The sequence below is a fragment of the Advenella kashmirensis W13003 genome (assembly GCF_000506985.1).
Taxonomy (GTDB): Bacteria; Pseudomonadota; Gammaproteobacteria; order Burkholderiales; family Burkholderiaceae_B; genus Advenella; species Advenella kashmirensis_A.
In genome coordinates this window covers 557695-569862 of sequence record NZ_KI650980.1, presented here as the reverse complement: position 1 = coordinate 569862, position 12168 = coordinate 557695, and the positions used below count along the sequence as shown (strand labels likewise).

11 protein-coding genes are annotated in these 12168 nt (G+C 54.4%); all 11 read right to left on the bottom strand.

Going from position 1 to position 12168, the window contains the following annotated elements; all coding sequences use genetic code 11:
• Positions 1-24 precede the first annotated feature (24 nt).
• The 11 genes from lpxD to rpsB all read right to left on the bottom strand — a co-directional run bounded on the left by lpxD (position 25) and on the right by rpsB (position 11875).
• Complete coding sequence (lpxD, locus tag W822_RS37425) at positions 25-1116, bottom strand: UDP-3-O-(3-hydroxymyristoyl)glucosamine N-acyltransferase (protein WP_024005818.1); 1092 nt, start codon at positions 1114-1116, stop codon at positions 25-27.
• Positions 1113-1721, bottom strand: a complete 609-nt coding sequence (locus W822_RS37420) for an OmpH/Skp family outer membrane protein (protein WP_051401753.1) — start codon at positions 1719-1721, stop codon at positions 1113-1115. The genes lpxD and W822_RS37420 overlap by 4 nt, the downstream gene beginning before the upstream one ends.
• A gap of 118 nt (positions 1722-1839) precedes the next feature.
• Entirely contained in the window at positions 1840-4209 is a 2370-nt protein-coding gene (gene bamA / locus W822_RS37415; protein WP_024005816.1) for an outer membrane protein assembly factor BamA, read from the bottom strand.
• A gap of 115 nt (positions 4210-4324) precedes the next feature.
• A complete protein-coding gene (gene rseP / locus W822_RS37410; RefSeq protein WP_024005815.1) occupies positions 4325-5659 on the bottom strand; it encodes an RIP metalloprotease RseP in 1335 nt (444 codons plus the stop codon).
• A gap of 5 nt (positions 5660-5664) precedes the next feature.
• Positions 5665-6837, bottom strand: coding sequence for a 1-deoxy-D-xylulose-5-phosphate reductoisomerase (gene dxr, locus W822_RS37405; protein ID WP_024005814.1), 1173 nt, complete (start codon positions 6835-6837; stop codon positions 5665-5667).
• Positions 6838-6869: 32 nt separating this feature from the next.
• Complete coding sequence (locus tag W822_RS37400; RefSeq protein WP_024005813.1) at positions 6870-7742, bottom strand: phosphatidate cytidylyltransferase; 873 nt, start codon at positions 7740-7742, stop codon at positions 6870-6872.
• An 11-nt stretch (positions 7743-7753) separates the two neighbouring features.
• Positions 7754-8521: a polyprenyl diphosphate synthase gene (uppS, locus tag W822_RS37395; protein WP_024005812.1), complete on the bottom strand. Its 768-nt coding sequence runs from the start codon at positions 8519-8521 to the stop codon at positions 7754-7756.
• A gap of 51 nt (positions 8522-8572) precedes the next feature.
• The gene (gene frr, locus W822_RS37390; protein ID WP_024005811.1) at positions 8573-9133 is read right to left on the bottom strand and encodes a ribosome recycling factor; all 561 of its coding nucleotides are present in this window, start codon (positions 9131-9133) and stop codon (positions 8573-8575) included.
• A 9-nt stretch (positions 9134-9142) separates the two neighbouring features.
• The gene (gene pyrH / locus W822_RS37385; RefSeq protein ID WP_024005810.1) at positions 9143-9856 is read right to left on the bottom strand and encodes a UMP kinase; all 714 of its coding nucleotides are present in this window, start codon (positions 9854-9856) and stop codon (positions 9143-9145) included.
• A 198-nt stretch (positions 9857-10054) separates the two neighbouring features.
• Positions 10055-10930 (bottom strand): translation elongation factor Ts, encoded by an 876-nt coding sequence (tsf, locus tag W822_RS37380; protein WP_024005809.1) that lies wholly within the window; start codon positions 10928-10930, stop codon positions 10055-10057.
• Between the two features lie 195 nt (positions 10931-11125).
• Positions 11126-11875: a 30S ribosomal protein S2 gene (gene rpsB, locus W822_RS37375; RefSeq protein ID WP_024005808.1), complete on the bottom strand. Its 750-nt coding sequence runs from the start codon at positions 11873-11875 to the stop codon at positions 11126-11128.
• Between the last annotated feature and the right edge of the window lie 293 nt (positions 11876-12168).

Sequence of the window (12168 nt, the reverse complement as noted above, 5' to 3'; positions counted from 1 at the left end):
CTCCTGCGCACAAGGAATCCGATATTAGGACTTTTCCAGATCGCGAATCCGGCGACGCAATTGTGCCAGCTGCAGCAGGACCGCTGCATTTTTCTGCCAGAGCGAGTGCTCGGCCAGCGGAAAGACACTGGTGTAACGACCCGGTTTGGTGATATCCGACATGACGGATGTCGCGCCCGAGATATGCACGTCATCGGCCAGGCGGATATGTCCTGCGAGCATGGCCGCGCCGGCGATGGTACAGCGCTTGCCGATGATCGTGGAGCCGGCAATACCCGCACACCCGGCCATGGCGGTGTGGTCGCCGACCTGTACGTTATGTCCGATCATGATCAGATTATCCAGCTTCACGTCGTTACCAATAATGGTATCGTCCAGCGCACCACGATCAATCGTGGTGTTCGCGCCGACTTCCACGTCGTTGCCCAGTACGACTCCGCCGAACTGGACAATCTTGGACCAGCCGCCTGGCTCATGGGTCGCATCCGGGGCGAAACCAAAGCCATCGGCGCCAAGCACGGCACCGCTATGGATAATGCAACGCTCGCCGATGCTCACGCCTGCGTAGAAAGTGACTCTGGCATGCAACAGGCTGTCGCTGCCGATCTGGCAATCACGGCCGATCACGCAACCAGGGCCGATGGTCACGCCGCTAGCGATGCTCACGTTTTCTTCGACCACAACATGCGGCCCGATCGCGACATTCTGGCCCAGATGCGCGCTCTCGTGAATCACGGCAGTCGGGTGGATTGTGCGCGAGAGTCTTGCCAGCCTTTGTTTTTCAAACCATTGGCTCAGCCGGGAATAAAGCAGATAGGGGTCTTCGCAACAGACGATCAGAAAAGGCGTCTGCTCGGGCAGGTGTTCAAGCGCACGCGCAGGTAGCAACACAGCCGCTGCCTGGGTCGACGCCAGTTGGCCAAAGAATTTCGGATTGGAGAGAAAACTGATGGATTGCGGGGTCGCGTTAGTCAGCGAGGCGATGCCACTGATACGTGGCATCGCCCTGCCCTGCGGGTTTTTGATTTCCCACGTTAGACCCTGCGTGTCGGCTGCGCCAAGCAGCTCGTCCAGCATGACTGCCTGAACAGCTTGCGGGTCTTGCGCCATGGTTATTTACCGTTATCGAGCGCTTTGATGACCGTATCGGTAATATCGATACGCGGGCTGACTGTTACGGCATCCTGTACGATCAGGTCGTAATTCTGTTTTTCGGCGATATTCTTGATCGCTGCGTTCGCTTTTTCAACAATACCTGAAAACGCTTCGTTACGACGACGATTGAAATCTTCCTGAAATTCACGGCGCTTGCGCTGCAGGTCGGTATCAAGGTCTGACAGTTCGCGCTGTGCCTTGGTGCGATCTGAGTCGGACATGACAGGCGCATTTTTGTCGAAATTTTCGTACTTGGTGCGCAGTGTGCCGGCCAGTTTTTGCAGTTCGGCGTCACGTTTTTTGAATTCGTTTTCAATTTTCGTCTGTGCGTCTTTTGCAGGCACAGAATCGCGCAGAATTTTTTCTGTATTGACGAAGCCGATTTTGATATTGCTGACGGGCGCAGTTTCAGAAGCTGTCGACGTACCTGCCGGCTTTTTGTCTGCAGCTTTGCCGGCAGTTTGTGCAAACGCACCAGAAGATGCAGAAACGCCGAGCACAGTAGCCACAAGCAACTGGTTAATTGTGCGTTTGTTGAACTTCGTATTTGCCAAGCTAAAACTCATATACGTTAACCTTCAGTGAAAAAATTGATTATAGCGTTAAAAAGCAGGCTGTGACGCCTGCAGCCCTGTAAGGGTAATTGCAGACGTGTTACAACAGACTACGTTTATGGCGAATGAATCAGAACGATGTACCGATCTGGAACTGGAATTTCTGTTTGTTGTCACCCGGCTTTGGACTGATCGGATGTGCATAGGAAATTTCCAGCGGACCCAACGGAGACTGCCAGGACAGGCCGATACCCGTGGAATAACGCCAGCCGCACGGATCCTCTACCAAGCCACCTTCGTTGTCGTTACCAATGGTACAACTTGCCTTGCCCGTGGTGCCCACCTTGCCTGCATCGGCAAAGACGAACCAGCGCAGCGTGCGGTCGTTATGCGTGCCCGGGAAAGGCAGATACAACTGCACATTACCGACGATGCGTTTTGAGCCGCCCAGATAGTCACCCGTGACCAGATCCCTTGGACCCAGCGACGCGCCCTCATAGCCACGAACCGAACCGATACCACCTGCATAAATGTTTTTGATGATAGGGAATGGTTTGTCGCTGGAAAGCGAACGTCCATAATCGGCACTGACGTTAAACGCCAGCGTATAGTCTTTGCCCAGCGGCAGGTAATACTGCTGCTGGCCACTGAACATATAGTATTTCAGATCGCCCACACCCAGCGTTGCCTGAACCGAACTCAGATAGCCCCGCGTCGGTGCCAGTGCATTGTCGCGGGTATCTTTTCTCCAGCCCAGGTTGAGCATCAGCAGGTTGGTGGATGAGCCATAGTCGTCAACGAAATCACGGTAAGCCTTCGGAATCAGGTAGCCTGAGTCCTCACCCGGCAACTTGATGTTACTGTTTTCAAAGGTCGCGCCCAGGATGATGCGATCATTTTCGGAAATAGGTACGCCGAAGTTCATACCCAGACCGATGGTGCGTGTCCGGTAGGAATCCTCGTCCTGCTCGACGTTATAATTCAGCGGTCTTTCTGTACGGTAATACAGCGAGGTGGTCCGGCTGATGCCGCTGGTGGTCCAGTACGGATCGGTATGGGTCAGGCTGATATTGCGGTAGCGCTTGCTGGTATTGACCTGCAGACCCAGATCGGTCCCTGAACCGAATACGTTTTCCTGACTGATGCCGGCAGTAAATGACAATTTGTCGGTGGTGCCGTAACCCACACCAAGGTTGATCAGACCCGTGGGCTTTTCCTTGACGTCCACATTCACGTCGACCTGGTCATCGGTACCGGCCACGGGCATTTGGGTCACGTTCACATCGTTGAAATAGCCAAGGCGATTGACCCGGTCCTTGGACTGGGACAAGCGGTTTTCATCGTACCAGCCCGCTTCCTGCTGGCGCATTTCGCGACGGATAACTTCATCCCGCGTACGCACGTTACCGCCGATATTGATGCGATTTACATAGACGCGACGGCCCGGATCGACAAAGAATGTCAGATCGGCTTCCTGTGTTTCCTTGTCAGGCACCGGATTGGCATTGACGTTGGCGAAAGCATAGCCCAGTCCGCCGAGATAGTTTTTGATGGCGTCGGTGGTTTCCTTGGCGCGCTCTTCGCTATACGTTTCGCCAGCTTTTGGTTTGATCAGCGCCTGCAATTCATTATTCAGGCCCATGAGGTTCCCGGCCAATTGCACTTTGCGCAATTTGTACGGTTTACCCTCATTGACGGTCATATTGATTGAAATATCTTCGCGATCTGGTGTGATATTGACCTGGGGCGTATCCATGGAGAAATCCAGGTAGCCGCGGTCCATATAATATTTGCGGATGGACTCGGTATCTTTTTCCAGTTTTTCGCGCGAGTACTTGTCAGAGCCTGTGTACCATGTCATATATCCGGGCGTGGTCATATCCATCTGGTCGCGCAGCGTACTTTCAGACACGGCTTCATTGCCGACGAAATGGATATCGCGGATCCTGGAAATACTGCTTTCCTGTACCGTGAAACTGATACCGACCCGGTTATTGGGCAAGGGTGTAATGGCCGAATTGACTTCCGTGCCGTAATGGCCTTTCTGTACATATTGCGCGCGGATTTCGTTTTTGGCGCGTTCAAGCAGCGCTTCGTCATAGGCGCGGCCCGCTCCAAAACCAACCCCCTGCAGGGTTTCCGTGATGGTTTTGCTGTCAAATGCCTTCATGCCATCGAACGTGACCGATGTAATAACCGGACGCTCTACCACATTCACGTACACGATATTGTTACGTGTCGAAATATCGACATCATTGAACAGACCGGTTGCATACAGGCGTTTAACCGAATCTGTGGCCTGTGCTTCGGTAAACTGCTGGCCCACCCGGGCGGGCACATAATTAAACAGGGTGGCAGGATCAGTGCTGCGCAGGCCCTTTACCTGGATGTCCTGCACCACGAAGGGCGCAAATGCAAAAGATGCTGACGGAAGAATGAGCATGGCGACCAGGGCCGGAATCGCTTTCTTTTTCATTGAACTGAGCTGTCTCAGAGACATTCGGACTTTCCTTGTGGATACGGATATGCATAAGCGCTAAATTGTATGTCAGAACCCAGCGTCTTGTCAGCAAATTTCCTTGTGTAGTAATACGTTAGCGACTGTTGCGCCACTCTTATCCCGTGATTCGCATCACATCATTCAGAAAGGCGACGACCATCAGGGCGAGCAGCAGCATATAGCCCACCGCCAGTCCTTTTTCCTGCACAAATGCGGGCAAGGGCCGGCCACGGATGATTTCAAACAATGCAAACAGCATCTGCCCGCCGTCCAGACCCGGAATGGGCACGAGATTCAGCACACCGATACTGATGGTGATGAGCGCGACAAATTCAATAAAGCGCTCAACGCCCAGGCTGGCGGATTTACCTGCATAATCAGCAATGGTAACGGGCCCGCTGATATTTTTCCAGGAAACCTGCCCTGTCACCATTTTTGCCAGCATTTTGACTGAAAACCAGGCGGTATCGAATGTTCGGGTCGTTGCCAGGCTGACGCTCTCGAGCACGCCGTAGCGAACAAAGGTCATCGGATAACGTGCATCCAGAGCCACGCCGATCTTGCCCTGCACGACCCCGTCCGGGTTCGGCGTCGGTTTCGGGATGACCTGAAGGGTCAGACGCTGACCATCACGCAATACCAGCAGCGGCACCGCTTTGCCGGGATTTTTTTCAATTTCGGCGATGAACGCTGGGGCATCAGGTGATGTGAGCGAGCCGGCCTGGAGGATCACGTCACCCTGCTTTAACCCGGCTGCTTCACCGGCGCCGCCGGCGATAATTTGTGCGGCGCGGGGCGGCGGTGCATCAATCACCAGTCCATTCTGACCGGACAGATTGACATTTTCGAGGTCCTTGGGCGCTGCCTGCAAGGCAATCGTAACATCACGGGGTGCCTGCTCGCCCTCTTGCAGGGTCAGCCTGACCGATTGGCCCAGTATCATGGGTTCAAGCAATCCCTGTTGCAGTTGCGTCCAGGAACGCACATCGCCGCCATTGAGCGCAAGCACCCTGTCGCCCTTTTTGACACCCGCCAGCTGCGCCGGCGTACCGGAAGCAGGCGCGCCCAGAATGGCTTGGGGAACGCTGGAGCCTACCATGTTCATGCCCGAGTAAATCAGGATCCCCAAGAGCAGGCTGAATGCCGGCCCTGCTGCAAAAATCAGCATGCGCTGCCAGGGATTTTTTTCACTCATGGCACCTCTGCCCTGCTGCGGCATGGCACCTGCTTCGGGCTCGGCCAGAGGCTTGACGTAGCCACCCAGTGGGAGGGCCGACACCACCCATTCTGTGCCACGACGATCACGACGACTAAGCAAGACCTTGCCAAAACCGAGAGAAAATCGCTCGACATGAACACCGCAGGCGCGTGCCGCCAGATAGTGCCCCAACTCGTGGAAGACCACCACGATACTGATCGTGATAATGAAAAAAAGAATACTGGAAAGCATAATAATCAGACAGAGGCCGGTAAAAACGCCGTGGCGCGTTCACGCACCTGACGGTCAAGCTGGAATACGTCATCAATGTGGGCAATATTGCCGGACTGTCCGCTTTGCCAATCCAGCGCCCGCTCGATTACCTGGGCAATCTGCGGAAAGCGCAGCCTGCCCTGCAGAAAATGTGCCACGGCAATTTCATTGGCCGCGTTCAGGGCAATACACTGTGCCTGGCCGGCAGCAAGCGCATCAAATGCCAGTCTCAGACAGGGAAAGCGCTGATAATCGGGCACCGAAAAATTCAACTGGTGCAATTTACTCAGATCAAAGGCGGGTGTATTACTTTCGATACGCTCAGGGTACCCCATTACATAGGAAATGGGAATGCGCATATCGGTGTTGCCCAACTGGGCCAGCAGCGAACCGTCGATAAACTCCACCATGGAGTGCACGGTACTTTCCGGATGGATCACCACATCAATTTGCCCGGCAGGCAGGCCAAACAGATAATGGGCTTCGATGACTTCCAGCCCCTTGTTCAGCATGGTGGCCGAATCCACCGAAATTTTCTGTCCCATGCTCCAGTTCGGATGGCGACATGCCTGCGCCGGCGTAACCGTTTCAAGTTCATGCAAAGGGGTATTGCGAAACGGTCCGCCCGAGGCGGTCAGCACAATGCGTCGAATGTGCTGGCTCTGCCGGCCGTCCTGCAGACACTGAAAAATGGCATTGTGCTCGCTGTCCACCGGCAACAACTGGGCATCATGAGCCTGCACGGTATGCATGAACAACTCGCCCGCCGCCACCAGCGCCTCTTTATTGGCCAGCAGAATGCGCTTGCCGGCCTGGGCGGCTTCAAACGCTGACGCCAGCCCTGCAATGCCGACAATGGCAGCCACGACGCAATCGGTTTCGGGATCTCTGGCGGTTTCGCACAAACCACGCTCGCCCAGCCGGATCTCGGGCAAGGCGTGATCGGCAGGCCAGTGCTCGCGAAAAGCATCCACAGCCTCTACGTCGGGAACAATGATGACTTTGGCCGCGAATGCCAGCGCCAGCTCGGCCAGTTTTTTCATGCGGCGTTGTGCACTCAGGGCATAGACGCGAAACCGGTCGGGGTGTCGGCGCACAATATCGAGGGTACTGTCCCCTATCGAACCGGTTGCGCCGAAAATCGTAATATTCTGCATGGACTTTCCGGGTAGAGCGGGCACGGGTCCCGTTAATGGTAATGACGAATCAGCAGCCACAAGGCGAGCACCACGGGCGTCACCGCGAGAATGGAATCGAAGCGATCCCACACGCCACCATGGCCGGGCAACAGCTGGCTCGAGTCTTTGATGCCGGCACGACGCTTGAGCAGTGACTCATACAAATCGCCGATCATGGAATAGATTGCCAGAATCGCACCGATCAGCAACACCACCGGCAGCGGCAGCGACTGCCCGAGAAACGCGGCAAAACTGCCGTCAATATACATGGTGATGGCCATCCACAGCACGGCAGCTAGCAGTCCACAAGCGGCACCCGAGCGTGTTTTTCCCGGACTGATCGCTGGCGCCAGCCTGGGACCGGCAAAATGGCGCCCGCCGAAATAGGCGAAGGTATCGGCACACCAGATCACACCCAGAAAAGAGAAAATGAACCATGCGCCATATTGCTGATGCATCATGGACAACCCAAGTGCACTGGCGCCAATCACGATCACGCCCATGGCGCTGCCCAGTGCACTCACTGGGGAACTGCCCGTATCGGCACGCTTGAGTGTGACCGGCACCAGTATCGTCCAGAAAAGCAGTCCTACGCCCGCCAGGACGGCAGCCAGGATGTCGATCCAGCTGCTCCACGGTGCGGCAGACCCACTCGCCGGCGCGCCGTGGAAACCTGCAATACTTGCCCAGACTGCCAGCACAAAATAGAGCCCAGCAATAACACGTGAAAAACTGCCCGTTGCCGTGATACGCAGCCACTCCCACAGGGCGATGGCACTGGCAAGCGCCACAAATACACGAAAGCTGACGGGTGAAAGAAAAACGCTGACCATCAATAGAACGATCAACAGAACGACTGCAGTAATGACGCGCTGCAATAACATGCGCTCTCCTTTCAGGAAGATGGCGATTCGTCCGCGATTTGCGCGCTGGTCCGGCCAAAGCGTCGCTCACGTCCACGATACCATTGGATGGCGCGATCCATGTCTGCCGCACCAAAATCCGGCCAGTAACAATCGGTAAAATACAGCTCCGTGTACGCCAGTTGCCAGATCAGGAAATTGGAAATGCGGCTTTCGCCGCCGGTGCGAATGAACAGATCCGGCTCGGGTGCCCAATTCATGCACAGATACGGACTCAATTCTGCTTCGGATATCTGATCGGGGTTTGCAGACAGGTCCGGCCTGGCCTTCATCAATGCACGAAACGCCTGCATGATATCCCAGCGTCCGCCATAATTGGCCGCGATCGTCAATGTCAGGCCGGTATTGCCCGCCGTAGTCGCTTCAGCCTGCGCAATAAGCTTTTGCAGATAGGGTTCAAGCGGCGACAAATCGCCGACAACGCGCAGTCGCACCTGATTGCTGTTCAGGCGGGAGACTTCCTTTTCCAGCGCCTGGACAAACAGCTTCATCAGCAACGAGACTTCTTCCTGCGGCCTGCGCCAGTTTTCCGAACTGAAGGCAAACAGTGTAAGGTAATCGATGCCGTTGCTGCCGCAGTATTCCACGACTCGACGCACTGCCTGTACGCCCTTGGCATGCCCCGCTGTACGGGGCATGAACCGGCGCGTTGCCCAGCGTCCGTTTCCATCCATAATAATTGCGATATGCCGGGGCGTACCGTCTGTCTCAGGGATGGAGAGTGTGGAACTATGGTTCATGAGTTGATCTATTCTGTTAAAAATCGTGCCGCAATGTCGTTGCCTGCGCGATCAGACCGTCATGATTTCGGCTTCTTTCTGAGTCACGATCTTGTCTATGTCAGCCACAAACCGGTCTGTGAGCTTCTGAATGACATCCTGGGCACGACGATCGTCGTCTTCGGAAATATCCTTGTCCTTGAGCAGCTTTTTAAAACCGTCATTGGCATCCCGGCGCAGATTGCGCACGGCGATTTTGGCGTCTTCACCTTCGTTTTTGACGACCTTGACCAGATCACGACGGCGCTCCTCAGTCAGTGCCGGCATGGGGACACGAATGCTCTCACCCATGGAGACCGGGTTCAGACCCAGGTCGGATTCGCGAATGGCTTTTTCGATCGGGCCTGCCATCTGTTTTTCCCAGGGCTGCACACTCAGGGTACGGGCATCGACGACATTGACCGCTGCCACCTGACTGATCGGCACCGGAGAACCATAGTATTCAACCGTCACATGATCCAGAATGCCGCCATGGGCGCGCCCGGTGCGAATTTTGGACAGATTGGTCTTGAGGGTGTCCAGCGATTTATTCATACGGCTTTCGGCCGATTTCTGCAGTTCGGAGATACTCATTACATTCCTTTATACGTGTACCAGCGTGCCTTCATCTTCGCCGCAAATTGCGCGAGCCAGCGCGCCGGTTTTATTGATGGAGAACACTTTGATAGGCAATTTCTGGTCGCGACACAAGGCAAAAGCGGTCGCATCCATGATTTCCAGACGACGCGTGATGACTTCGTCGAAGCTGATGCGCGAATAACGCGTAGCGGTCGGGTCCTTGTTGGGATCGGCAGAATAGACGCCGTCCACCTTGGTCGCCTTCAGGACGATTTCCGCGCCGATTTCCGCGCCGCGCAACGCAGCCGCAGTGTCGGTTGTGAAAAACGGATTGCCAGTGCCGGCGGCAAAAATAACGACTTTCTTTTCTTCAAGATAGCGCAGCGCCTTGGGGCGAATATACGGCTCAATGACCTGATCAATATTCAGGGCCGATTGTACCCGTGTGACCACGCCATGGCCCTTGAGGGCATCCTGCAGGGCCAGCGCGTTCATGACAGTGGCCATCATACCCATGTAGTCGGCAGTGGCGCGATCCATGCCCTGTGCGCCAGGCGCGACGCCGCGGAAAATATTGCCACCACCGATAACAATCGCCAGTTCCACGCCCATGCGTGACACTTCGGCGATTTCACCTGTCATACGATTGATGGTTGCGCGGTTAATACCGTAGGCATCGTCGCCCATTAACGCTTCACCCGAAAGTTTTAAAAGCACACGTTTGTATCTGCTGCTCATGGCCGAACTACCTTAGAAAATTGACACGCTATTGTAACCACTCTGGCCCCGACATTTACTGAATTCAAAAAGAATCCCCTTAAAAGGGGATTCTTTGGATTTGCGACCCTGTCTGGCCGACTGTCTGATGTGCACGATGCGCAGCAGGCGATGACCGCCTGGCCGGCATCATGATTGCCGCAAGCGGCGCAGCACTGCTTAGTTGCCTGCAGCAGCGGCAGCCACTTCTGCGGCAAAATCAGTTGTTTTCTTCTCGATGCCCTCACCAACAACAAACAGAGAGAAGCGGTTGATACGGCTTTTTTTCTCTTTGAGCATCTGCTCAACGCTTTGCTTGTCGTTTTTGACAAAAGGCTGGTTCAGCAGTGTGACTTCTTTCAGAAATTTGGCCACAGAGCCTTCTACCATTTTGGACACGATCTCGGCGGGTTTGCCGGATTCAGCCGCTTTCTGCTCGGCAACAGAACGCTCGGCTTCAATATCAGCCGCCGCGACACCAGAGGCGTCAAGCGCCTTGGGTTTTGTGGCCGCAACATGCATGGCCAGGTCTTTGCCGACGTCAGCATCGCCCTGGTAGTCCACCAGAACACCAATACGTCCGCCATGAACATAGCTGGCCAGCTGATCTTCGGTTTCAAAGCGGGTAAAGCGACGGATCGCCATGTTTTCACCAACCTTACCGACCAGAGCGGCACGCGTGGTTTCAACCGTGCCTTCGTCCATGGGCAGTTCAGCCAGGGCAGCCACGTCAGCCGGGTTCTTTTCAGAAATCAGTTGAGCAACGTTGTTGACGAAGTTGATGAAGTCTTCGTTTTTGGCAACAAAGTCGGTTTCGCAATTGATTTCGACCACAGCGCCGGTTTTGGCGTCAGATGCAATATACAAGCCGATCAGGCCTTCAGCAGTCACACGCGAGGCCGCTTTGCTGGCTTTGCTGCCCAGCTTGATGCGCAGAATTTCTTCTGCACGCGCCATGTCGCCCTCTGCTTCGGAGAGGGCTTTTTTGCATTCCATCATGGGGGCGTCAGTTTTTTCGCGTAACTCTTTGACCATTGAGGCGGTAATCTCAGCCATGATAACTCCAGTTAAATTTAGTAAACGATCCTGCAGGACAGGAAAGAAAGCGGCCCGGAACACAACCGGCGCCACTAGAAACAGTGACAATAGCAGGCACGGATGACAGCCTGGCGGCAATCCGTACTGCGTATTACGTTGATAAATTTGATGAATGCGCCCGTGCAGGACGGGCGCATGATACGACCGTAAAACTTAGTTGCTTTCAGGCACTTCTTCGACGAACTCTTCTTCACCTTCAACGATGGTTTCAACCACACCGTTCAGGTTCTGTTCACGACCTTCCAGCACCGCATCGGCGATACCTTTGGCGTACAGGGCAATGGCCTTGGCAGAGTCATCGTTACCGGGGATAACGTAGTCTACGCCGTCAGGAGAGTGGTTGGTATCAACAACCGCAATGACCGGAATACCCAGTGTACGGGCTTCCTGGATGGCGATTTTGTGGTAACCCACGTCAATGACGAACAGCGCGTCAGGCAAGGTGTTCATATCCTTGATACCGCCAATGGACTTGTTCAGCTTGTCCAGTTCACGATCAAACATGAGACCTTCTTTCTTGCTCATGCGCTCTTTGCTGCCGTCAGCGATCGCCGCTTCCATGTCTTTCAGGCGTTTGATAGACGTTTTGACCGTTTTGAAGTTGGTCATCATGCCGCCCAGCCAGCGGCTGTCTACGAAAGGCATGCCACAACGGGCTGCTTCTTCGGCAACGATTTCACGGGCAGCACGCTTGGTGCCGACGAACAGGATGTTGCCACCGCGCGCCGTGATTTGACGGGCAAACTTCTGGGCTTCCAGAAAGCTGGCAACGGTTTTTTCCAGATTGATGATGTGGATTTTGTTACGATGACCGAAAATGTACTGTGACATTTTAGGGTTCCAGTAACGGGTCTGGTGACCAAAGTGGACACCGGCTTCGAGCATTTCACGCATCAATGACATAATTCTTAACTCCAGAGGGTTAGGTTCCTGCACCGCTTTGATATTGATTTTGTTGTATATAATCAACACCCTAGGAAAAACGGCGCGCTAATAAAATAAAAAATGGTCTGCATTCACGTATTAAATTGCACTTTACATATGCATTTTAAAGGTAAACAGCACCCTTCACTTCTGTGACTCTGATCGATTCCAGAGCCCGTTTTCCAATGTGTTTAAAAGCGCTTTCATTAAGGCGTTGCAGGCTGTACAGAAGGTTGTTCTGCATGGGTTTTACCATTCCCAGCCCCACGAAA

Coding starts and splice junctions, on each gene's coding strand:
- W822_RS37420 (WP_051401753.1), bottom strand. CDS start 1,721: ATGAGTTTTAGCTTGGCAAATACGAAGTTCAACAAACGCACAATTAAC.
- bamA (WP_024005816.1), bottom strand. CDS start 4,209: ATGTCTCTGAGACAGCTCAGTTCAATGAAAAAGAAAGCGATTCCGGCC.
- rseP (WP_024005815.1), bottom strand. CDS start 5,659: ATGCTTTCCAGTATTCTTTTTTTCATTATCACGATCAGTATCGTGGTG.
- dxr (WP_024005814.1), bottom strand. CDS start 6,837: ATGCAGAATATTACGATTTTCGGCGCAACCGGTTCGATAGGGGACAGT.
- W822_RS37400 (WP_024005813.1), bottom strand. CDS start 7,742: ATGTTATTGCAGCGCGTCATTACTGCAGTCGTTCTGTTGATCGTTCTA.
- uppS (WP_024005812.1), bottom strand. CDS start 8,521: ATGAACCATAGTTCCACACTCTCCATCCCTGAGACAGACGGTACGCCC.
- frr (WP_024005811.1), bottom strand. CDS start 9,133: ATGAGTATCTCCGAACTGCAGAAATCGGCCGAAAGCCGTATGAATAAA.
- pyrH (WP_024005810.1), bottom strand. CDS start 9,856: ATGAGCAGCAGATACAAACGTGTGCTTTTAAAACTTTCGGGTGAAGCG.
- tsf (WP_024005809.1), bottom strand. CDS start 10,930: ATGGCTGAGATTACCGCCTCAATGGTCAAAGAGTTACGCGAAAAAACT.
- rpsB (WP_024005808.1), bottom strand. CDS start 11,875: ATGTCATTGATGCGTGAAATGCTCGAAGCCGGTGTCCACTTTGGTCAC.